This window comes from Nocardioides eburneiflavus, from assembly GCF_004785795.1.
Lineage (GTDB): Bacteria > Actinomycetota > Actinomycetes > Propionibacteriales > Nocardioidaceae > Nocardioides > Nocardioides eburneiflavus.
On the sequence record NZ_SRRO01000001.1, the window covers coordinates 2,606,166 to 2,628,513 of the forward strand.

The window sequence follows — 22,348 nt, forward strand, 5'->3', positions numbered from 1 at the left end:
AGGCTCGCGGCACACCGGCGGGCCCCGCCGCGTGTTCCTCCACATCGGTCTGCCCAAGACCGGGACGACCTACCTCCAGCAGGTGGTGTGGAGCAACCGCGACCGGCTGCGCAAGGCCGGCCTGTTCGTGCCCGGCTTCGGTCACCGCGAGCACCTCTGGGCGGCACTCGACCTCCAGGAGCGGCCCCGCCTCGCCAAGCGCCACGCGGACGCCCCGGGCGCCTGGCAGCGGCTTGTCGACGAGGCGTCGGCGCAGTCGGGGGACGTGCTGATCACCCACGAGTTCCTCTGCGGCGCGTCCGCGGCGCAGGCCTCGCGAGCGATCGCCAGCTTCCCCGATGCCGACGTGCACCTGGTCGTCACCGCCCGCGACGCCGCCAGCGTCGTGTCGGCGGGCTGGCAGGAGTCGGTCAAGAACGGCGGCACCGTGGACCTCGACGCCGTCATGGCGGGCCGGCCGGCCGGCGGCCCGGAGTTCAGCATGCGCACCTGGGACCTCGCCGGCGTCCTCGAGCGCTGGACCCACGACCTGCCCGGCGAGCGGGTGCACGTCCTCGTGATGCCGGGTGCCGGCCAGGCCCGGGACCTGCACTGGCGCCACTTCGCCGAGGTGCTCGGCCTCGACCCCGACGCGTACGCCGCTCCCGAGGACGCGGTCAACCCGGCGCTCGGGATCGTCCAGATCGAGACCCTGCGGCTGGTCAACCAGCACCTGCCCCGCTACTCGGCGCAGGAGCGGGGCGTGTGGATCCGCGGCTACCTCGCCGAGGACCTGCTCGCACGGCAGCCGCGCGAGCGCGGCGGGATGCCCGAGCAGTACCTCGCCCGGTTCGCCGAGATGGACCGCGCGGCCGTCGCCCTGGTCGCCGAGCGCGGCTTCCACGTCCTCGGGGACCTGTCGGGCCTGACGGGGGAGGCGGCCGTACGGGGTGGCGGGCGCGAGCCCGACACGGTCACCCACGCCGAGCTTCTCGAATCGGCTGCCCGACTGGTCGCTGATATCGTGGCGGACGTCCGCGCGAGCACAGGTGATGTGCCGCCACGCCGTCGGGGGAATCTCTGATCCGGGCGCCGCCGGGTGCCACGTAGGAGTTGTTGTGCGTTCCAAGTCCATTGCCCTTCTCGCCGCCCTCGGGCTGGCCGCCTCGCTGGCTGCTCCGGCCGCGACCGCCTCCGTGTCGGGTGCCGCACCCGCCGCAGGCACGGCCACGACCACGTCGGCGGCTCCCGCGGTCGCGCTGTCCGCGCGCAAGCCCGGCAAGCCCAACAAGAAGTGGAAGGTCCCCGTCGGGCCGAAGTTCAACAACCCGATGGTCCCCAAGGACCGCTTCGTCATCGAGCGCCACGTCCTCCGGGCGATCCGCAACACGCCCAAGGGCGAGAAGATCACCATCTCCGCCTACTCGCTCGACCGGCAGGTCTTCGCCGACGAGCTGATCCGCGCCAAGCGCCGGGGCGTCAAGGTGCAGGTCCTGCTCAACGACCACCTCGTGCCCAACGCCCAGGTGCGCATCCAGCGCGTGCTCGGCCGCAAGGTCACCAAGAAGAGCTTCCTGCGCCGCTGCGTGTCGGGCTGCCGTGCCGACAAGAACGAGTACAACAACTTGCACAGCAAGTTCTACCTGTTCAGCCGCACCGGCCGGAACCGCAACGTCGTCATGCTGGGCTCCTACAACATGACCCTCAACGCTGTGCGCTGGCAGTGGAACGACCTGTGGACCACCGTGGGCAAGAAGACGCTCTACAACGAGTTCCAGACGCTCTTCCGGGACATGAAGCCCGACTGGGACAAGCGGCGCGCCACCTACAACTTCTGCGAGAACGGTCGCGACTGCCCCAACGGGGACATGCAGAAGTACCACACCATCGTCTTCCCCAAGTACACGACGCCCACCGACGACGCCGTCCTCGACATCCTCAACAACATCTCGTGCGTCTACACCGATGCGGCCGGGGTGACGCGGCGCACGCAGCTCGCCCTGTCGATGCACACCATGCGCGGCCGGCGCGGCGACTACATCTCCGACAAGCTGCGCGAGCTGTACGCCGCCGGCTGCAACCTGCGCGTCAACTACGGCCTGATGGGCTTCCACACCAAGCAGCGCATCGGCGCGCCCACGGCTCGCGGCCGCGTGCCGCTGCGCTCGACCGGGTTCAACCTCAAGGACGACGTCCCGACCGGCGACCCCGAGATCGACAACATGCCGGAGAACATCGAGCGCTACACCCACCACAAGTACTTCGTGCTGCGCGGCCTCTACAAGGGCGTCGACAGCCGCATGGTGTGGACCGGCTCGACCAACTGGTCCAGCCTCGGCACCCCGCAGGACGAGATCCTGTTCGCCATGCACGGCCGGGGCGTGGTCCGCGACTACATGAAGAACTTCAACCTGATGTGGCGCAAGCCCTACAGCCGTGACGCCTACACCACGACGTACTCGGAGTGGAAGATGGTCAACGGCCGTCGCGTCGGCACGGACCCGGTCGTGACGATCGAGCCCGACGGGCTCCGCGGCGCCGGCCCCACCTGGGAGGACGACTGAGCGCTCGCGCTCAGCCCTCCTGCTCGCCGGCGTCGTCAGCCGGCAGGAGGGACTCGGCGAGGCCGCGGACGGTCTCGAGGTCGGGACCCTGGAGCACGACGGTGCTCCCCTTGAGGTCGTAGGCCAGGACGGTCGCTCCCAGGTGGTCCCACGCTGACCACGCGCCGGTGCCCCAGTCGGAGAGGTCCACGTCGTCGACCGCGGTGAGGTCGGGCTGCTCCGCGAGGGCCTCGTCGGCGGTGCCCGGCAGCTGGTCGAGCACCACGTCGCCGCTCGGCGCGGTGAACTCCATGCGCCACCACTGGGGGTCGGGCCGGTAGCCGCCGCCGATGGTCGTCCAGCCGTCGGGCAGGACGCTCGGCACCATCGTGATCAGGTGCTGGCTGGTGGCGCGCAGCGCCGAGCGCTCGTACGACTTCTTGACGGCAGGCTCGTCCCCGAAGTCGACCGGCGGCACCGGCGGCGCGTCCGGGGTCTCCGAGGGTGTCTCCGAGCTCGACTCCCCGGACGGGTCGACACCGGTGTCCGGCGTGTCGGCGTCGTCCCCGCAGGCCGCGGCGAGCAGGACGAGGGAGGCTCCGAGGGCTGGTCCGATCGCACGGGTGAGTCGCATGCACTCCAGTCTCTCACGCAGGCGGCGCCGACCGGCGGTGCCGGCGGTGCCGGCGGTGCGCGTGTGACATCAGTCTCGGACGACGGCCCTGCCCAGGTGAACGTCCGATAACTAGACTCCGAGCGATCCAGCCGCGAGCGCCCAGGAGCCACCACATGCCCCGCCTCTGCCAGACCGACGGCCTCTCCGAGGACCAGACCGAGATCCTCAAGGCCGTGCGCCAGTTCGTGGACGAGCAGATCATCCCGGTCGCGCAGGAGCTCGAGCACGCCGACGAGTACCCGACCGAGATCATCGAGGGGCTCAAGGAGCTCGGCGTGTTCGGCCTGACGATCCCCGAGGAGTTCGGCGGGCTGGGGGAGTCGCTGCTGACGTACGCCCTGGTGGTCGAGGAGATCGCGCGGGGGTGGATGAGCGTCTCGGGCGTGATCAACACCCACTTCATCGTCGCCTACATGCTGGTCCAGCACGGCACGCAGGAGCAGAAGGAGAAGTACCTCCCGCGGATGGCGACCGGCGAGGTCCGCGGCGCGTTCTCGATGTCCGAGCCCGGCCTGGGCTCCGACGTGTCGGCGGTGTCGACCAAGGCCACGAAGGCCGACGACGGCAGCTACTCGATCACGGGTCAGAAGATGTGGCTGACCAACGGCGCCACCTCGACCCTCGTGGCGGTGCTGACGAAGACCGACGAGGGCGCTGACTCGGTCTACAAGAACATGACGACCTTCCTGGTGGAGAAGAAGGCCGGGTTCGGTGAGACCGCGCAGGGCGTCACCGTCCCGGGCAAGATCGACAAGATGGGCTACAAGGGCGTCGAGACGACCGAGCTCGTCCTCGAGGGCCACCAGATCGCCGCCGACCAGGTGCTCGGCGGCGAGCCCGGCAAGGGCTTCTTCCAGATGATGGACGGCGTCGAGGTCGGCCGGGTCAACGTCGCCGCACGTGCGTGCGGCCTGGCGTGGCGCGGCTTCGAGCTCGGCATCGCCTACGCGCAGCAGCGCAAGACCTTCGGCAAGGCCATCGCGGAGCACCAGGCGGTGCTGTTCCGGCTCGCCGAGATGGCCACCAAGGTCGAGGTCGCGCACACGATGATGGTCAAGGCCGCGCGTCTCAAGGACACCGGCCAGCGCATGGACGTCGAGGCCGGCATGGCCAAGATGGTCGCGTCCGAGTACGCCAACGAGGTCGTCGAGGACTCCTTCCGGATCCACGGTGGCTACGGCTACTCCAAGGAGTACGAGATCGAGCGCCTCATGCGCGAGGTGAAGTTCATGCTCATCGGCGAGGGCACCTCCGACATCCAGAAGATGATCATCGGCCGCAGCCTGCTCAAGGACTACAAGCTGCGCTGAGACGCCGCCGCCTCCGCGGCGGCATCGGCGGCGGCCAGCGCCTCGCTGGCGGCCTCCACGACCTCGGGGGACAGGACGTGCTCGATCGCGAGGGCGGAGGCGCCGAGCACCGCTGCCTCGCCGCCCGCACGTGAGGTGACGATGCGCAGGTGCTCGGTTGCCAGCGGCAGGGAGCGCTGGTAGACCGACTCGCGGATCCCGGCGAGCAGGTGCTCGCCCGCCCCGGCCACCTGCCCGCCGATCACCACGACCGACGGGTTGATCAGGTTGACCATCGTGGCGACGACCTCGCCGATGTCGCGTCCGGCCTGGCGCACGACCGCCATCGCCGGCTGGCTGCCCGCGCGCACGAGCTCGACCACGTCGCCGCCGGTCTCGGCGCTCTCGCCCTGGGCGCGCACCGCGGCCGCCAGCGCCGGTCCGGCGGCGACGGCCTCGAGGCAGCCGGTGTTGCCGCACCGGCACAGGATGTCGTCGGCCCCCGGCACCCGTACGTGCCCGAGGTCGCCCGCCGTGCCCTGGGCGCCGCGCTGGAGCACGCCCCCGGACACGATGCCCGCGCCGATGCCGGTGGCGACCTTGATCAGCACGAGGTCGTCGACGTCGCGCAGGTGCCCGCGCCGCTCGCCGAGGGCCATGATGTTGACGTCGTTGTCGACCAGCACCGGGACCGGGTACTGCTCCTGCAGGTAGGCCGGCACGTCGAAGCGGTCCCAGCCGGGCATGATCGGCGGGTTGATGGGACGACCGGTGGAGTGCTCCACGGGACCGGGCAGGCCGATGCCGATCGCGGCGAGGTCCTCGATCGGCCGCTCGCTCGCGGCGACGAGGTCGCGCACGGAGTCGACCACCCAGGACAGCACCGCCTCGGGGCCGTCGGCCACCGCGATGCGGGCGTCGGTCTCGCCGAGGATCGACCCGTTGAGGTCGGTCAGGGCGGCGGTCGCGTGGGTGGCGCCGATGTCGACGCCGACGACGAGCTTGGCGGTCGGGTTGAGGGCGAAGAGGGCGGGCGGACGACCGCCGGTCGAGCGGGCGCCGCCGAACGGCGCGACGAGCCCGAGCCGCATCAGGGTGTCGATCCGGGCCGTGATCGTGGAGCGGGCCAGGCCCGTCGCCTCGGCCAGCTGGGCACGGGTCCAGGGCCTTCCGTCACGGAGGAGATCGAAAAGCTCGCCGGTTCGCACGGGCGGAGTCAAGCACATGCACGACTTTGCACGCTAGGCCTAAGACTTTTGCGAGGTGCTCGACAAAAGCCGGTGACGCATGCCACAGTGACGCCGTGCCCCCGAACCACTCCACTGAGAACGCACTCGTCGCGACCGCGATGTCCAAGAGCTTCTTCGGCAACACCGTGCTGGACGGTCTCGACCTCACCCTGCGTGCGGGCGAGGTCCACGGGCTCGTCGGTGAGAACGGTGCCGGCAAGTCGACGCTGATGAAGATGCTCGCCGGCGTCTACACCCCCGACAGCGGCACGATCGTCGTCGGCGGCGAGCAGGTCTCCTTCAGCCACCCGGTGCAGGCGCAGCGCGCGGGCGTGTCCACCGTCTTCCAGGAGTTCAACCTGCTCCTCGAGCGCACCATCGCCGAGAACATCTGGCTCGGGCGCGAGCCACGCCGCTTCGGTCGGGTCGGGCCGGTCGACACCGCCAGGATGCGCCGCGACACCGACGAGCTCCTCGCGGGTCTCGGCGTCGCCGGTCTCAAGGCCGGCACGCTCGTGCGGAGCCTGTCGGTCGCCGAGCAGCAGATCGTCGAGATCGCCAAGGCGGTCAGCTTCGACGCCAAGGTGATCCAGATGGACGAGCCCACCGCGGCGCTCGCCGACCACGAGGTCGAGCTGCTCTACGCCATCATCCGGCGCCTCACCGACCGCGGCGTCGCGATCGTCTACGTCTCCCACCGGCTCAAGGAGATCTTCGACCTCTGCCAGACGATCACCGTCCTCAAGGACGGCCAGCACGTCGCGACCCGGCCGGCCGCCGAGCTCTCCGAGGCCGAGCTCGTGCGCCTCATGGTGGGCCGCCCACTGACCACGTACTTCCCCGAGAAGCCCGCCGACGTGAGCGTCGGCGACGTGCGACTCGCGCTGTCGGGGGTCGGCAACGGCTACGTCGACGGCGTGTCGCTCGAGGTGCGGGCCGGCGAGATCGTCGGCATCGCGGGACTCCAGGGCTCCGGTCGCACCGAGCTGCTCGAGACCGTCTTCGGCGTCCACCCCGTCGCGCGCGGCAGCATCACCCTCGACGGTGCGCCGCTGAAGGTCGGCAGCCCGCGCCAGGGCGTACGTGCCCGCCTGGCCTTCATCACCGAGGACCGCAAGGCCAAGGGCCTCGCCCTCAACCAGTCGATCCTCGACAACGCCCTGGGCGTCGTCCGGTCGGTCTTCCCGCGGCGCACCACCACGGCCCGCCGGGAGATGCCGGGAGTGCTGTCCGGCCTCGACGTCGCGGCCGCCAGCCTCGGCCAGGAGGTGCAGTTCCTCTCCGGCGGCAACCAGCAGAAGGTCGTGCTCGCCCGCTGGCTGAGCATCGACCCGCTGGTGGTGCTGATGGACGAGCCCACCCGCGGCATCGACGTCGGTGCCAAGCACCGCGTCTACGAGCTGATGCGCGAGCTGACCCGTGCGGGAGTCGCCGTCCTGATGGTCTCCAGCGAGCTCCCGGAGGTCATCGGCATGTCCGACCGCATCCTCGTGATGCGCGACGGGACCCTTGCCGGCGAGCTGTCGGCCGGGGCTACGGAGGAGGCCGTGCTCGCCATGGCCACCGGAGCGACGAGCGAGGAGGACGCGGCGTGAGCGCCACCACCGACCAGACCCCCGGGCCGCAGGAGTCCCCCCACGAGGTGGCCGAGCCCACGGAGGTCGTACGCCGCCGCCGCGCCGCGCGGGCCAAGGGTGCCAAGCGCCTCGACTCGACCGCGCTGATCTACCTCGTGCTGGTCGGCGTCATCGCGGCCTCCGTCGTGCTGACCGCCGTGGAGGGCCGCAACTTCTTCAGCCAGGGCAACGTCTGGGCGATCCTCACTGCGATGAGCGTGCTGGGCCTGATCGCCATCGGCCAGACGCTGGTGATCCTGGTCGGCAGCCTCGACCTGTCGGTGCCCTACGTCGTCAGCCTCGCCACGGTCATCGCTGCCGGCGGGATGAAAGGGCTCGACGGCAACATCGCGGCCGCGACCTTCAACACGCTGGCGCTGTGCGCCGCGATCGGCCTCGTGATGGGGCTCCTGGTCAGCCTCCTGCACGTGCACGGCTTCATCGCCAGCCTCGGCATCGGCCTGGTCGTGAGCGGCTACCTCGGCACCAACTACCAGGGCAGCCACGGCGCCGCCGCCCCCGACCTGAGGCTGCTCGGTCGCAGCGGCATCGGGGGGTGGATCCCCACCGCGTTCGTCATCCTGCTCGTCTGTGCGGTCCTGGTGACGCTCCTGCTCCGCTACACCCGGCTGGGGCATCACGTCTACGCCATCGGCGGCAACCGAGACGTGGCCCGCATGTCCGGCGTGCGCACCGCCCTACCGGTGGTCTCCGCGCACGTCCTCTGCTCGGTGCTGGCCGGCCTCGCCGCGCTGCTGCTGCTCTCCCGCACCGGCGTCGGGTCGCCGACGATCGGGTCGCAGGGACGCTACGACCTGCTCTCCATCGCGGCAGTCGTCCTCGGCGGCACCCTGCTCGCCGGCGGCAAGGGCAGCGTCGTGGGCACCATCGGCGGCGTCGCGATCTTCGCGGTCCTCGACAACGTCATGGGCGTGATGCAGGTCAACCCGTTCCTCAAGGACTTCGTCCGAGGCCTGGTGATCGTGCTCGCCGTCGCCGTCTACGCGCGGCGCAGCGTCGTACGCCGCCCTCCGCGCTTCGGCGCCTCCAGACCGGTCCTCCACGTCCCGTCCCCGACGGGCCCGTCCACGAAGGGGGAGTCGGCATGAGCGCCACCACCTCCGTCACCGGCTCCGGGGGCACGGCCGGCCGTACGCTCCCGCTCACCGAGGGCTCGGTGGTCCAGCGGCTGCTGCGCGGCGCCGTGACCCCGGGCGGCGCGGTGTTCATCCTCGCCGCGATCCTCTTCGTCGCCGTGGTCTCGGCGAACCCGTCCTTCGGCGAGCCGCCGCAGCTGATCCGATTCATCGGTCGCACGGCCCCGATCGCGATCGCCGCGATGGGCCAGTACTACGTGATCGTCTCCGGCGAGTTCGACCTCTCCATGGGCGCGGTGATCGCGACCCAGGTCGTCATCGCCGGCAACTACATCGGCGACGACGAGAGCCGGGTCCTCCCGGCACTCGCGCTGATGTTCGCGGTCGGCGCCGTGGTCGGCCTGGTCAACGGCCTCGGCACGACGCTGCTGCGGGTGCCGAGCTTCATCGTCACCCTGGGCACCATGCTGGCCCTGGGGGGTCTCGTCCGGTTCCTGACCGGCGGCGCCGCCACCGGCAACCCGGTCGACACCTTCCGCGAGATCGGTCGCGGCGGCATCCAGGACGTGCCCGTCCTCGAGGTGCTGCCCTACCCCGTGATCATCCTGGTGGTGATCATGGTCGGCGGCGTGTGGCTGATGCGCTCCCCGTTCGGCCGCACGATCATCGCCACCGGCGACAACCCGGACGCCGCCGGCCTGGCCGGGGCGCACGTGTGGTGGGTCAAGACCCGGGCCTTCATGCTCTCCTCGCTCTCGGCCACCGTCGCCGGCATCCTGCTGGTCGGCTACGCCGGCGTGCACCCCTCCGTGGGGGCCGGCTACGAGTTCCAGGCGATCACCGCCGTCGTGCTCGGCGGCGTGGTCCTCGGCGGCGGTCGGGGCTGGCTCCTGTCCGCCGCGGCGGGTGCCTTCGCGCTCGAGCTGCTCTTCTCGTTCCTCAACTTCCAGGAGATCGAGTCGACCTGGAGGCCGACGGTCCAGGGCGTGATCATCATCCTCGCCGTCGCCGCTGCCGGTCGCGCCTGGTCGCTGGGCCGGCGTCCCACGCGGACCTCACCACCCGCTCCACCTGCCGCACCACCTGCGTCACCCGCACCATCACCCACCACTGCCCGCTCGGGCACTGAAACAGGAGAAATCTGATGCGCCGAAAGATCCACCGCGCGCCGATGGCCGTGGCCTCGGCACTGCTGCTCGGGGTGTTCGCCACGTCCTGCAGCACCGAGGACCCGACGGACTCCGGTTCCGGGACCGACGACAGCTCGGAGACCTCGGAGTCGCCCGAGGCCTCGGAGAGCCCGGATGAAGGCGGTGAGCAGGAGTGGTTCGACCAGGCCGTCTACGACGAGCAGTTCGAGCAGCGCTCGGCCACGTTCGAGGGGGACCCCGAGACCCCGTGGCTGCAGTACATCGACGGTGAGATGACCGACACCGCCGACTACAAGTCCAACAAGGCGGGCAAGGCGTGCTTCGCCAACGCCTCGATCTCCAACCCGTGGCGCCAGACCGGCTGGATCACCATGAACCAGCAGCTCGAGGCCCTGCAGGAGAAGGGCGTCATCTCCGAGATGGAGACCCGTGACGCCGGCGACGACGACAACACGCAGATCGCCGACATCGACTACTTCATCTCCGAGGGCAACTGCGACGCCTTCATCATCTCGCCCAACTCCACCGCCGCCATGACCGACGCGGTCGAGCGGGCGTGCGAGACCGGCAAGCCCGTCGTGGTCTTCGACCGCGGCGTGGAGACCGACTGCGCCACCACCTTCATCCACCCGATCGGTGGCTTCGCGTGGGGCATCGACACCGCCGAGTTCCTCATCGACAACCTCGAGGAGGGCGACAAGGTCGTCGCGCTGCGCATCCTGCCCGGCGTCGACGTGCTCGAGCAGCGCTGGGCCGCGGCCCAGAAGCTCTTCGAGGAGAACGGCATCGAGGCGGTCGACTTCTTCACCGGCGCCGACCCGACCGAGATCAAGACCTTCATCACCGACGAGCTCAACAAGGGCGAGGTCCAGGGCGTCTGGATGGACGCCGGTGACGGTGCCGTCGCCGCCATCGAGGCCTTCGAGGACTTCGGCGCCGACCTCCCGGTCATGACCGGCGAGGACGAGATGAGCTTCCTGCGCAAGTGGGAGGAGACCGGCCTGAACGGCCTGGCGCCCGTCTACTCCAACTTCCAGTGGCGCACCCCGCTCCTCGCGCTCGAGAAGATCTGGGCCGGCGAGGAGGTCCCGAAGGAGTGGGTCCTGCCGCAGGTCCCGATCACCGAGGACGAGCGCGGCGACTACCTCGAGGCCAACGAGGGCATGCCCGACGGCCACTACGCCAAGTTCGGCGGCGAGGACCTGCCGGGCTACCCCGAGGTGTGGCAGGAGCGCCAGATCCCCTGATCCGGCACTGAACCACCGCTCGGTGGGCCGGGCTGCGCGAGCCCGGCCCACCGATCCCACCCCACCCTCCAGCGAGAAGGACACCGACAGCCATGCGAGAGATCGGCGTGAACACGTGGGTCTGGACCTCCCCGCTCACCGACGCGGGCGTGGCCGACCTGCTGCACCGGATCGCGGACATGGGCTTCGACGCCGTCGAGCTCCCCCTCGAGAACGCGGGCGACCTCGATGCCGCGGTCGTGACCGACGTGCTCGCCGAGACAGGGCTGACCCCGTGCGTCGTCGGGGCGATGGCGCCGGGACGAGACCTCGTGGACGCCGACTGCGTGGCCGCCACGCAGGACTACCTCCGTGCCTGCATCGACTTCGCCGCCGGCGTCGGGGCACGCTCGGTGTGCGGACCCTTCTACGCCGCCACCGGTCGCGTGTGGCGGATGGACGCCGCGCAGCGGCAGGCGGCGTACGACGACCTCCGCACCCACCTCGCGCCGGTCGTCGACCACGCGGTCGCGCAGGGCGTACGCCTCGGTGTCGAGCCGCTGAACCGCTACGAGACCTCGCTGGTCAACACCGTCGACCAGGCCCTTACCGCGCTCGAGCCGCTGCTCGGCGAGGGACTCGGCCTGGCGCTCGACAGCTATCACCTCAACATCGAGGAGCGCTCCAGCGCCGACGCGATCCGCGCCGCGGGGGAGCACCTGGCACACGTCCAGGTCTGCGGCAGCGACCGCGGTGCTCCCGGCGGCGACCAGACCGACTGGCCCGCCTTCGTGGCCGCGCTCGACGAGGTCGGCTACGACGGCCCGCTGGTCATCGAGAGCTTCACCGCCGACAACGCCTCCATCGCCACGGCCGCCTCCATCTGGCGACCGCTGGCACCCACCCAGGACGAGCTCGCCCGAGACGGCTTGTCCTTCCTCCGGTCGCTCGCCTGAGCCACCGCCACCGCACGTCAGGAGATCCACGTGACCAGCACACCCAGCGCCTCGGGCGCCGCCGGGTCCCCGGGAGTCGCCGTCATCGGCTACGCCTTCATGGGCAAGGCGCACTCCCACGCATGGCGCAACGTCGCCGCGCTCCGACCCGGTGCACCCGGCGTACGCCAGCAGGTCCTGGTCGGCCGCGACGCGGCCGCCGTCGGTGCCGCGGCCGAGCAGTACGGCTGGGCCGAGACCGCGACCGACTGGCACGAGGTGCTCGAGCGCGACGACATCGACATCGTCGACGTCTGCGTCCCCGGGCACCTGCACGCCGAGGTGGCGATCGCCGCCCTGGAGGCGGGCAAGCACGTGATCGCCGAGAAGCCGCTCGCCAACACCATGGCCGAGGCCGAGAAGATGGTCGCCACCGCCCGCGCCGCCCGCCAGCGCGGCGTCCACTCGATGGTCGGCTTCAACTACCGCCGCGTCCCCGCGCTGGCGCTCGCCCGCCGGCACCTGGCCGACGGTCGCATCGGCGAGGTGCGCCAGGTGCGCATCTCCTACCTGCAGGACTGGCTCGCCGACGAGGACGCGCCGATGACCTGGCGCCTGCGGCGCGAGCTCGCCGGGTCGGGCGCGCTGGGCGACCTCGCCTCGCACGCGGTCGACCAGGTCCGCTACCTGCTCGGCCAGGAGGTCACCGAGGTCAACGCCCTCACCCACACCTTCGTGCCACAGCGCACCGGCGACTCGGGCCTCGAGGACGTGACGGTCGACGACGCCGCCTGGAGCACCATGCGGACGAGTGGGGGCGCCGTGGTCAGCCTCGAGGTGACCCGCATGGCGACGGCCCGCAAGAACGCCCTCGGCATCGAGGTCTACGGCAGCGCCGGCGCCCTGCGCTTCGACCTCGAGTCGCTCAACCACCTCGACGAGTGCCTCGACGGGGGAGACAGCTTCGCCCGCCGGCTCGTGACCGAGCCGGGCGACCCCTACCTCGACGGCTGGTGGCCGCCGGGACACGTGCTGGGCTGGGACGCTACGTTCACCAACCAGGCCGCCGACTTCCTCACCGCGCTGGCCGCGGGGGAGGAGCCGACGCCGTCCTTCGAGGACGGGCTCGCCGTGCAGAGGGTGCTGGCCGCGATCGAGGCCAGCTCCGCGCAGGGCGGCAGCTGCACGCGCGTCGACACCGGACTCGGAATGGAGCACAGCTGATGGGCCGTCCGTTCACCCTGTTCACCGGCCAGTGGGTCGACCTGCCGCTCGAGGAGGTGGCGCGCCTCGCCGCCGAGTGGGGGTACGACGGCCTTGAGGTCGCCGTCTCCGGCGAGCACCTCGACGCCTGGCGCTGGGACGACGACGACTACGTCGCCGAGCGCCTCGGCATCCTCGACAAGCACGGCCTCCAGCTCCACGCCATCTCCAACCACCTCACCGGCCAGGCGATCTGCGACGACCCGATCGACTTCCGCCACCAGGCCATCGTGCGCGAGCGCGTGTGGGGCGACGGTGACGCCGAGGGCGTGCGCCAGCGCGCGGCCGAGGAGATGAAGCTGACCGCCAGGCTCGCGCAGAAGCTCGGCGTGAAGACGGTGGTCGGCTTCACCGGGTCCTCCATCTGGCAGTACGTCGCGATGTTCCCGCCGGTGCCCGCCGAGCGGATCGAGGCCGGCTACCAGGACTTCGCGGACCGCTGGAACCCGATCCTCGACGTCTTCGACGAGTGCGGCGTGCGCTTCGCCCACGAGGTCCACCCCTCCGAGATCGCCTACGACTACTGGACCACCCGGCGCGCGCTCGACGCCGTCGGCAACCGGCCCGCCTTCGGCATCAACTGGGACCCCAGCCACATGCTCTGGCAGGGCATCGACCCGGTCGCCTTCATCACCGACTTCGCCGACCGGATCTACCACGTCGACTGCAAGGACACCCGGATGAGGATGGGCGGCGGCCGCAACGGCATCCTCTCCTCGCACCTGCCCTGGGACGACCCCCGGCGCGGCTGGACCTTCGTGTCCACCGGGCACGGCGACATCCCCTGGGAGGACTGCTTCCGGACCCTCACCGCGATCGGCTACGACGGCCCGATCTCGGTCGAGTGGGAGGACGCCGGGATGGACCGGCTGCGCGGTGCCCCGGAGGCGCTGGCCCGGCTGCGGGCGCTGGACTTCGACCCGCCGGCCCAGTCGTTCGACGCGGCGTTCAGCAAGCAGTCCGAGGGCTGAGCCGCGGCGCCGGGAGCCCGCCCTGTGACTGAGCCCACGTGACAGCGGGGGTCCGGGCGGGGGCGGCTGCGGCACGATGTGCGGCATGAAGACGAACGCCGGCAACTTCTTCGAGGACTTCACGCTCGGGCAGGTCATCGAGCACGCCACCCCGCGCACGGTCACGGAGGGGGACCGGGCGCTCTACGGGGCGATCTACCCGACCCGCTTCGCGGTGCCGTCGTCGGCGGAGCTCGCCGCGTCCGTCGGCCTCGCGCCGCACCCGGTCGAGGAGCTCATCGGCTTCCACATCGCCTTCGGCAAGACCGTCCCCGACGTCTCGCTCAACGCCGTGGCCAACCTCGGCTACGCCGAGTGCCGCTTCCACGTGCCGGTCGCCCCGGGCGACACCCTGCGCACCCGGTCGGAGGTGATCGGCCTCAAGGAGAACTCCAACGGCCGGACGGGTGTCGTCTGGGTGCGCTCCACCGCGACCAACCAGCGCGGCGAGACCGCGATCGACTGGGCGCGCTGGGTGATGGTGCACAAGCGATCGGCCGACTCGCCCGCGCCCGACACCGTGGTGCCCGACCTCGCGCCGGCCGTCGAGGCCTCCGACCTCGTCGTGCCCGCGGGCCTCGACTTCTCGTCGTACGACGTGGTGGCGGCCGGCTCGCCGCACCTGCTCGGCGACTACGAGGTGGGGGAGCGGATCGACCATGTCGACGGCGTGACCCTCACCGACGCCGAGCACATGATGGCCACCCGGCTGTGGCAGAACACCGCCAAGGTGCACTTCAACACCGACGCCCGACCGGACGGCAGGCGGCTCGTCTACGGCGGGCACGTCATCTCGCTCGCCCGGGCGCTGTCGTTCAACGGCCTCGCGAACGCCCAGCTCGTCGCGGCGATCAACGCCGGGGCCCACGTCGCCCCGGCCTTCGCCGGCGACACCGTCCACGCGTGGTCCGAGGTGCTCGACACCGCCGAGCTCGACGCCCCGGCTGTCGGCGCGCTCCGCCTCCGGCTGGTCGCGACGAAGGGTCGGGACGAGTCGATGACCCTGCGCGGAGCGGACGGGAAGTACGCCGACGGGGTGCTGCTCGACCTCGACTACTGGGCGCTCGTGCCGCGCTGATCCCCCTGGGGGCCGGTCAGCGGTGGGTCAGGAGCTCGTCCGCGATCGCGGCGACCGCCCCGTCGAGGGTGGGTGTGTCCGCGAGGTCCAGCCTCGACAGCACCACCCGCGCCGCCGCGAGCAGCTCGTCGTCGGTGGCGTCGTCGGGCGTACGCCCCGTGCGCGGGTCGGCCGGCAGCAGGTCGTGGAGGTCGCCCACCACGTCGTACGCGCTGGCGCGGAGGTCGGCGACCGTCGCCTCGGAGCGGTCGCGGACCCAGTCGTGGTGCCGCTCCGGGAGCACGAAGGACTCCCGCTCCGCGGAGCCGGCCAGCGCCTCGGGGACGAACCTGCCCTTCACGTGGCGGGTCAGGGCAGGCGTACGCCGTGGGCGCGGCACCCGCTCGTTGATCCGCCGCAGCAGCTCGGCCTCGACCAGTCCGAGGGAGTCGTTGGGTGTGCGCGCGTCGGTGTCGAGGCCGGTCACGTCCAGGCCGAGCACGGCAGCGGTCCGCAGCCAGAGCTCGTCTCGCGGCGCCCCGGCGGGTGGGACGACGACGAGGTGGGCGCGGCCGGCCGGGAGGCCGTCGGACCAGAGGGCCAGGATGGCGGGCACGTCCTGGTAGCGCCAGAACTTCTGGTCGTCCTCCCCGCGCCGGACCGTCGCGAGGAAGCGGCGGTAGGGCTGGCGCGCCCCCATCTTGACCCGCTGCTGCCACGCCGAGGGCAGCACGCGGCCGAGGTCGCGGGCGGTCAGCACGACGTGCACCTCGTCGGCCGCGCCGGCCAGGTCGGCCAGCGCGGCGGCCGCGGCGGCGGGCGGGGAGTCGGAGAAGTGCTCGTTGGTGACGAGCGCGTCGCCGGACCACGCGCGGGTCTCCTCCACCAGTCGACCCCACGCGTCGCGCTCGCGGTTGCCGAGCGTCGCCACGACGTCGGTCATGCCCTTGACGACCGCCGCGGCCGCGAAGTGGTCACGCCGGCGGTCGCCGGGCAGCAGCAGGCCGCGCTCGCGCAGCTCGTCCCGCTGCTGCCACCACAGGTCCTGGAGGAAGGAGGTGCCGGACTTCGCCGTGCCGACGTGGAGGAACACCCGGCGAGCCATGGCGGTGACCCTACTGCGTGGCGGCAGACTCGTTCCGTGCCCTGGGACCCCGGCTTCTTCCACGACTCCTACCCGCGGCTCGAGGCCGCCTTCGGGGCGCGCCTCGACGAGAGCCTCGCCCCGCGCGACCCGTCCGTGCTGCTCCAGGTGGTGCGCGAGCTCGACCTGCGCCCCGACAGCCGGGCCGTCGACGTGGGGTGCGGGGAGGGGGCGTACGCCGTCCGGCTCGCGACGCACTTCGGGCTCCGCGTGCTCGGCATCGACCCGGTGCAGCGCCACCTCGACCTGGCCCGTGCGGCGCGGCGCGACCTGGTCCCGGACATCGCGTCACGCCTCGCCTTCGAGCGCGGCACCGCCACCCGGGTGCCGGTGGCCGACGCGTCGCTCGACCTGGTCTGGTGCCGGGACGTGATGCTGCACGTCGAGCACCCCCGCGAGGCGTACGCCGAGTTCGCCCGGGTGCTGCGTCGCGGCGGCCACGTCGTGGCCCACCAGGCGGTGACGACCGACCTGCTCGCCGAGGAGGAGGCGGACTGGCTCTTCGACGTGATGGGCGTGGTCCCCTCCTCGGCCGACCCTCGCGTGCTCGACGAGGGGATCGCCGGGTCCGGGCTCGAGGTGGTCGACACCCTCGACCTGGCCGGCGAGTGGGGCGAGTGGTCGCAGGAGCAGGAGGGCGCCGTCGGTCGCGCCCTGCTGCACCTCGCCCGTCTCCTGCGCGCGCCGGAGCGCTACCGCGCCGAGTTCGGCGACGCCGCGTACGACGTGATGCTGGGCGAGTGCCGGTGGCAGGTCTACGTGACGATGGGAAAGCTCGGCGGTCGCCTCGACGTGCTGCGCAGGCCCTGATATCCCCTCGACCCGACCGGCCGCGTTTGGCAGGGTGGGCCTCCGACCGTCATCGATCCAGGAGGACCTCATGGCTGATCAGGACCCCAACGCAGAGCTCAAGGCGAAGATGCGGGAGGCCCTCGATCGCAAGAAGGGCCACGACCACCCCGACGACCGGGCCGGTGCGCGCGAGAAGGCCCACGGCTCGGAGGTCAACGACAAGAACGTCGCCAAGCCGATGCACCGCCGCAAGGCCGGCGGCGGCGGCGTCTGAGCCGTCCGGCCCGACCGCACTACGCGTCGGCGGGCGCCCCCACGGCCGGGGCGTCGGCCGGCGCGAAGGCCCTCGCCAGCCAGAAGAGGGCCACCACCAGCACGAGCGGGACCGCGAAGCCGACCCGCAGCGAGCCCGACCCGACGGCACCCGTCATCACCGCGCCCAGCAGCGCGCCGACGTAGTTGAACTGGTTGAACCGGGCGACCACGGGATCGACCCGCGCCTGGCGGGTCGCCGGATCGGCGTCCCGCCCGGCGAGCGCGGCGGCCGCCGAGAAGCTCAGCGGCGCGACCACGGCCACGCCGCACCCGAGCAGGGTGAACCCGAGGACGGCGACGGGCCAGGTCGGCGCCGCGACGACGACCGTGAGGGCGACGAGCGCCACCGCCGCGCCCGCGCGCAGCAGGCGCACGGCTCCGACGTGCTCGGTGAGCCGGTCGCCGGCGAGGCGGACGACGCCGCTGGCGAGGAGGTAGGGGAGCGTGGCGAGCGCGACCAGCTCCTCCGGGGCGTCGAAGACGTCGTCGAGGTAGACCGGTCCCCACGTCGTCGCCGCCGTGTCGACGGTGTAGAAGACGACGAGCGCCAGGCCGACCACGACGATCGCCCGCCACGGGACGTCGGTCTCGGTCGAGGTCGCCGCCACGCCGTGGTCGCGGGGGAGGTACGGCGCGAGGGCCGCCGCCAGCGGGACCACCGCGACCAGCGCGATCGCCGACCAGGGCACGCCTCCGGTGGCCAGGGTGATGACGGCGCCGGCCACGCCGCCGAGGGTCCAGGCCCCGTGGCACGACGGCAGCACGACGCGACCCATCCGGTGCTCGAGCGCGACCGCCTGCATGTTGCCGGTGGCGTCGACGAGGCCGAGACCGGTCCCGTACGCCGCCAGGGCGAGCACGAAGACGCCGGTTGTCGGCGCCAGGACCGCCAGCGCGACGGACCCGGCGACGACGAGCAGGCCGGCGCGGAGGACGACCGCGCTGTCGAGGCGTGGGGCGAGCCGCTCGGCGACCAGCGAGCCGACACCGGCGAGCAGCACCATCATCAGCAGCAGGCCCGACAGCGCGAGCTCGCCGAGGTCCCAGCGGTCCTGGATCCGGGGCAGCCGGGTGGTCAGGCTGATGAAGACCAGCCCCTGGGTGAAGAAGGCAGCCGCGATGGCGAGCCGCGAGCTCCGCCACGCCCGCTCCCTGCCCGCACCCATGACGAGCATGGTGGCAGGACGCCCGACCGCTCGTGGGAGACTCGCTGCATGTCGTCGGTCCCGGGTCCCGAGCTGTGGGTCGTCCGTCACGGGGAGACCGAGTGGAGCCGCGACGGTCGGCACACCTCGATCACCGACCTCCCCCTCACCGAGGTCGGCGAGGCTGCGGCGCTCGAGCTCGCGCCCCGGCTGGCCGAGGTGGAGTTCGACCTCGTCCTCACCAGCCCGCGCCGGCGTGCGCGACGTACGGCCGAGCTGGCCGGCTTCGCCGACGCGGAGGTGGACGAGGACCTCGTCGAGTGGGCGTACGGGGACTACGAGGGCGTGACGACCGCCGAGATCCGCGAGAGCGTCCCGGGATGGACGGTCTGGACCCACCCGACCCCGGGTGGCGAGAGCGCCGACGAGGTCTCCACCCGGCTCGACCGCGTCGTCGCCCGCACCCGCGCGCACGGCCGCGCGCTGGTGTTCGCGCACGGGCACTCGCTGCGCGTCCTCACGGCGCGCTGGCTGGAGCAGACCGCCGCCGAGGGCCGCTTCTTCCGGCTCGACACCTCGACCGTCTCGGTGCTCGGCTTCGAGCGCGAGCACCCCGCGCTGCTCCGGTGGAACAGCTGACGTGCGCATCGACCTCCACACCCACTCCTCGGCCAGTGACGGCACGGACACCCCCGGCGACCTCGTGCGGGAGGCGGCCGCGGCCGGGCTCGACGTCGTCGCGCTGACCGACCACGACGCGATGTCGGGCTGGGACGAGGCGCAGCAGGCGGCGGACGAGGCCGGGATCACGCTGGTCCCGGGCCTCGAGATCAGCACGCGGTTCCACCACCGCGGCGTGCACCTGCTCGGCTACCTGCCCGACCCGACGCACCCGCCGCTGGTGCGGGAGCTGGATCGCATCCTCGAGGGCCGCACCGCACGCACGCCGGCCATCGTGGCCGCCCTGCGCGGGCACGGCATCGACATCAGCGAGGACGACGTACGCCGCGAGTCCGGCGGGTCGGTCGCCGCCGGACGCCCGCACGTGGCGGACGCCCTCGTGCGCCGTGGTGTCGTCGCCGACCGGACCGAGGCCTTCGCGACGCTCCTCAGCCCGGGGCAGCCGGGCTACGTCAACCGCTACGCGTCCGCGCTCGAGGAGATGATCCCCCTCGTCGCGGCGGCCGGTGGCGTCACCGTCCTCGCCCACCCCTGGGGGCGCGGCAGCCGGTCGGTCCTCGACGCAGGGGCGCTCGCGGCGCTCAAGGACCTCGGGCTCGCGGGCATCGAGGTGGACCACCAGGACCACTCACCGGTCGACCGCGCCGAGCTGCGCGCGCTCGCCCGCGACCTCGACCTCGTCGTCACGGGCAGCAGCGACCACCACGGTCTCGGCAAGGTCGACCACGACCTCGGGGTCAACACGACCGACCCCGAGCAGTACGAGCGGCTGTTGTCGCTGGTTCGTCCGTGACCCTGCCGGACCGCGTCCTCGTCTACGGCGTCACGGGGAGCGGCAAGAGCACGGCGGCGCTCGCGATCGGCGAGCGCACCGGCCACCCGGTGACCCTCGTCGACGAGCTGTCGTGGCTGCCGGGCTGGGTGCCGGTCGCGGAGGACCGCCAGCGCGAGCTGTTCGGCGAGATCGTCGCCGGGGAGCGGTGGCTGCTCGACTCCTCGTACGGCATCTGGCTCGACCTGGTGCTTCCGCGCACGCAGCTCGTCGTAGGGCTCGACTACCCGCGCTGGGTCTCCCTGGCCCGGCTGGTGCGACGGACCGTGTCCGGGGCGATCACCAAGGAACCGCGCTGCAACGGCAACGTCGAGACCTGGCGCAAGGTGTTCGACCGGTCGTCGATCATCCGCTGGCACTTCCAGTCCTTCTCCCGCAAGCGTGCCCGAATGCGCGCCTGGGCCGCCTCGCCCGACGGGCCGGAGGTGCTGCTGTTCCGGCGGCCGCGGGAGCTGGAGGCATGGATCGCGACGCTGGGGGAGTAGGTGACGCTGCCCTCCGGTGGTTGAGGTGCGAGCGCACCCTCATCGGTGGTCGAGGTGCGCCCTTCGATACATCCGCTCGTCCCTCGCGGCCACGCAGGAACCGCGGGGCGAGCCTCGAAACCGCGGTGCTCACGCGTGCGTAGGTCTGTTCGGAAATACTTCTCCACAGCCCCGTTCTCGCAGGTCCGGGTGTCGGTGGGCTCTGGGAGACTGGACCCATGTCCACCACCGCTCCGGCCCCCGCCACCAGCCCCGTGCTGGATCGTGCGGTGCTGGATCGTGCGGTGGCGGATCGGGTGCTGGATCGGGCGGCGGCGGCGATGACGGCGAAGCGTCGTGTCGAGGTCGAGGTGCTGGAGTCCGCGCTGGCGTGGGCGCACGCGCACACCGTGTCCGACGAGGAGGTCGCGGCGGGGTGGCGTTCGGAGACGATCCACACGCCGGGGTCGGCGGCGGCGTTGTTCGGGGAGCGTCCCCTGCCGATCGCCGGGGAGGGTGCCCCGCTGGTCGCGGAGTTCGCGGTGGTCGAGCTGTCGGGGGTGCTGGAGCAGTCCCACGAGGCCACGCTGGCGCTGCTCGGTGACGTGCTCGACCTGGCCCACCGCCTGCCACGACTGTGGACGCTCGTGCAGGACCTCACCGTGCCGGTGCGGCTGGGTCGGGAGGCCGCCCGGGTCTCGCGCGACCTCGACCCGGCCGCGGCCGGCCACGCGGACCGGCTGCTGGCGTGGCAGCCGCGCCGGCTCAACCCGCACCGCATCGGGGTCCTGGTCCACGAGGCCCGCCTGTACGCCGACCCGGACCGGGCGATCGCCGACCACGACCACGCGCTGGAGTCCCGGCGCGTCGAGGTGCACCACGAGCAGGGCGCACCGGGGGTGAGCGAGGTCTTCATGAGCCTCGACGTGGCTGATGCGGTCGCGTTCGACCACACCGTGTCGACCATGGCCACCACCATGCGAGCCCTGGGTCACCCCGGCGACCTCGGCGTCCGCCGCGCCCACGCGGTCGGGCTCCTCGCCGACCCGCAGCAGGCCCTCGACATCCTCGCCGCCGCGGACGTCGCGGACCCCGACCGTGACGTCGACCCCGACCGCGACGAGACCGTCTGCGTGGCCGAGGAAGCCGCCTACGCCACCCCGGACCCGTTCCGCCGACCCACCACCGACACCCCCACGGACCGGTCAGGCCGGGCGGGTCGGTCGGGTGAGGTGCGGCTGGTGCTCCACGTCACCGACCGCGACCTCCTCGCCGACCCCCACACCGTTGACCCGTACGGCGTCGACTCCCACACCGTCGACTCCCACACCGTCGACGCCCGTGGGGTGGCGCGCAGTGACGAGCTCGGGCCGATGCTGCTCGGCCGGCTCCAGACGTGGCTGCTCACCGCAGGCAAGGTCACCATCGCGCCGGTCCTCGATGTCGAGCACATGGCGCCTGTGGACGCGCACGACCCGCCCGCGCCGATGGCCGCCGCGGTCCGGCTCCGCGACGCCACCTGCGTGTTCCCCGGCTGCAGTCGTCCCTCCGGGCGGGCCGACCTCGACCACATCGTCGAGTACGTCCCCCTCGACGAGGGCGGACCACCCGGCCAGACCCACCCGGCCAACCTCGCGCCCCTGTGCCGCCGGCACCACCGCGCCAAGACCTTCGGCGCCTTCACCTACCACCGCCGACCCGACGGCGCGTACGAGTGGACCCTGCCCACCCGCAGGCGCATCCTCACCGACCCACCCCGCCCACGACCGAGACCAGGCCCAGGACCAGGCCCAGGACCCGAGCCACGGTCCAGACCCTGACCGCCCCGCCAGCCCGACACCACCGGTGATCGGGCCAGCGGCATGTCGTCCACCCGACCCGGTCGGCGTGTCGATGACCTGGTC

The 22,348-nt window shown here is 72.1% G+C and carries 21 protein-coding genes; 17 read left to right on the top strand and 4 right to left on the bottom strand.

Going from position 1 to position 22,348, the window contains the following annotated elements; translation table 11 throughout:
- Positions 1-31: 31 nt before the first annotated feature.
- Positions 32-1,063 (top strand): hypothetical protein, encoded by a 1,032-nt coding sequence (locus tag EXE59_RS12220; protein ID WP_135839152.1) that lies wholly within the window; start codon positions 32-34, stop codon positions 1,061-1,063.
- 34 nt (positions 1,064-1,097) lie between these two features.
- Complete coding sequence (locus EXE59_RS12225) at positions 1,098-2,543, top strand: phospholipase D-like domain-containing protein (protein ID WP_135839153.1); 1,446 nt, start codon at positions 1,098-1,100, stop codon at positions 2,541-2,543.
- A gap of 10 nt (positions 2,544-2,553) precedes the next feature.
- Here EXE59_RS12225 and EXE59_RS12230 read toward each other — a convergent pair whose 3' ends face one another.
- Entirely contained in the window at positions 2,554-3,156 is a 603-nt protein-coding gene (locus EXE59_RS12230; RefSeq protein WP_135839154.1) for a hypothetical protein, read from the bottom strand.
- A gap of 155 nt (positions 3,157-3,311) precedes the next feature.
- Between EXE59_RS12230 and EXE59_RS12235 the strand changes: the two genes are divergently transcribed.
- Complete coding sequence (locus EXE59_RS12235; protein WP_135839155.1) at positions 3,312-4,508, top strand: acyl-CoA dehydrogenase family protein; 1,197 nt, start codon at positions 3,312-3,314, stop codon at positions 4,506-4,508.
- On the opposite strand, the gene EXE59_RS12240 is transcribed toward EXE59_RS12235, so the two are convergent.
- Complete coding sequence (locus EXE59_RS12240; RefSeq protein ID WP_246056754.1) at positions 4,493-5,695, bottom strand: ROK family transcriptional regulator; 1,203 nt, start codon at positions 5,693-5,695, stop codon at positions 4,493-4,495. The genes EXE59_RS12235 and EXE59_RS12240 overlap by 16 nt on opposite strands.
- A 95-nt stretch (positions 5,696-5,790) precedes the next feature.
- Between EXE59_RS12240 and EXE59_RS12245 the strand changes: the two genes are divergently transcribed.
- The 8 genes from EXE59_RS12245 to EXE59_RS12280 all read left to right on the top strand — a co-directional run bounded on the left by EXE59_RS12245 (position 5,791) and on the right by EXE59_RS12280 (position 15,092).
- Positions 5,791-7,311, top strand: a complete 1,521-nt coding sequence (locus tag EXE59_RS12245) for a sugar ABC transporter ATP-binding protein (RefSeq protein WP_210428972.1) — start codon at positions 5,791-5,793, stop codon at positions 7,309-7,311.
- The gene (locus EXE59_RS12250; protein ID WP_210428973.1) at positions 7,308-8,441 is read left to right on the top strand and encodes an ABC transporter permease; all 1,134 of its coding nucleotides are present in this window, start codon (positions 7,308-7,310) and stop codon (positions 8,439-8,441) included. The genes EXE59_RS12245 and EXE59_RS12250 overlap by 4 nt, the downstream gene beginning before the upstream one ends.
- Complete coding sequence (locus tag EXE59_RS12255) at positions 8,438-9,574, top strand: ABC transporter permease (protein WP_135839157.1); 1,137 nt, start codon at positions 8,438-8,440, stop codon at positions 9,572-9,574. Before EXE59_RS12250 ends, EXE59_RS12255 begins: the two co-directional genes overlap by 4 nt.
- Complete coding sequence (locus EXE59_RS12260) at positions 9,574-10,827, top strand: substrate-binding domain-containing protein (protein ID WP_135839158.1); 1,254 nt, start codon at positions 9,574-9,576, stop codon at positions 10,825-10,827. The genes EXE59_RS12255 and EXE59_RS12260 overlap by 1 nt, the downstream gene beginning before the upstream one ends.
- A 92-nt stretch (positions 10,828-10,919) precedes the next feature.
- Positions 10,920-11,762: a sugar phosphate isomerase/epimerase family protein gene (locus tag EXE59_RS12265; RefSeq protein WP_135839159.1), complete on the top strand. Its 843-nt coding sequence runs from the start codon at positions 10,920-10,922 to the stop codon at positions 11,760-11,762.
- 30 nt (positions 11,763-11,792) lie between these two features.
- Complete coding sequence (locus tag EXE59_RS12270; protein ID WP_135839160.1) at positions 11,793-12,965, top strand: Gfo/Idh/MocA family protein; 1,173 nt, start codon at positions 11,793-11,795, stop codon at positions 12,963-12,965.
- On the top strand, positions 12,965-13,975 hold the full coding sequence (locus EXE59_RS12275) for a sugar phosphate isomerase/epimerase family protein (RefSeq protein WP_135839161.1): 1,011 nt from the start codon (positions 12,965-12,967) through the stop codon (positions 13,973-13,975). Before EXE59_RS12270 ends, EXE59_RS12275 begins: the two co-directional genes overlap by 1 nt.
- 85 nt (positions 13,976-14,060) lie before the next feature.
- The gene (locus tag EXE59_RS12280) at positions 14,061-15,092 is read left to right on the top strand and encodes a MaoC family dehydratase (RefSeq protein ID WP_135839162.1); all 1,032 of its coding nucleotides are present in this window, start codon (positions 14,061-14,063) and stop codon (positions 15,090-15,092) included.
- Positions 15,093-15,108: 16 nt separating this feature from the next.
- On the opposite strand, the gene EXE59_RS12285 is transcribed toward EXE59_RS12280, so the two are convergent.
- A complete protein-coding gene (locus EXE59_RS12285) occupies positions 15,109-16,176 on the bottom strand; it encodes a hypothetical protein (RefSeq protein ID WP_168218496.1) in 1,068 nt (355 codons plus the stop codon).
- A 36-nt stretch (positions 16,177-16,212) separates the two neighbouring features.
- Here EXE59_RS12285 and EXE59_RS12290 point away from each other — a divergent pair, with 36 nt between their 5' ends.
- Both EXE59_RS12290 and EXE59_RS12295 read left to right on the top strand, forming a co-directional pair.
- Positions 16,213-17,025, top strand: a complete 813-nt coding sequence (locus EXE59_RS12290; RefSeq protein ID WP_168218497.1) for a class I SAM-dependent methyltransferase — start codon at positions 16,213-16,215, stop codon at positions 17,023-17,025.
- A 70-nt stretch (positions 17,026-17,095) separates the two neighbouring features.
- A complete protein-coding gene (locus EXE59_RS12295; RefSeq protein ID WP_135839165.1) occupies positions 17,096-17,281 on the top strand; it encodes a DUF5302 family protein in 186 nt (61 codons plus the stop codon).
- Positions 17,282-17,300: 19 nt separating this feature from the next.
- Here the strand turns inward: EXE59_RS12295 and EXE59_RS12300 are convergent, their stop codons facing one another.
- On the bottom strand, positions 17,301-18,488 hold the full coding sequence (locus EXE59_RS12300; RefSeq protein ID WP_135839166.1) for an MFS transporter: 1,188 nt from the start codon (positions 18,486-18,488) through the stop codon (positions 17,301-17,303).
- Positions 18,489-18,536: 48 nt separating this feature from the next.
- On the opposite strand from EXE59_RS12300, the gene EXE59_RS12305 reads away from it, so the two are divergent.
- From EXE59_RS12305 to EXE59_RS23770, 4 genes are all read left to right on the top strand, one after another.
- Entirely contained in the window at positions 18,537-19,106 is a 570-nt protein-coding gene (locus EXE59_RS12305) for a histidine phosphatase family protein (protein ID WP_135839167.1), read from the top strand.
- A gap of 1 nt (position 19,107) precedes the next feature.
- Positions 19,108-19,941, top strand: a complete 834-nt coding sequence (locus EXE59_RS12310; protein WP_135839168.1) for a PHP domain-containing protein — start codon at positions 19,108-19,110, stop codon at positions 19,939-19,941.
- Positions 19,938-20,465: a P-loop NTPase family protein gene (locus EXE59_RS12315; RefSeq protein WP_135839169.1), complete on the top strand. Its 528-nt coding sequence runs from the start codon at positions 19,938-19,940 to the stop codon at positions 20,463-20,465. Before EXE59_RS12310 ends, EXE59_RS12315 begins: the two co-directional genes overlap by 4 nt.
- A gap of 218 nt (positions 20,466-20,683) precedes the next feature.
- A complete protein-coding gene (locus tag EXE59_RS23770) occupies positions 20,684-22,264 on the top strand; it encodes an HNH endonuclease signature motif containing protein (protein ID WP_168218498.1) in 1,581 nt (526 codons plus the stop codon).
- The last annotated feature ends 84 nt before the right edge of the window (positions 22,265-22,348 follow it).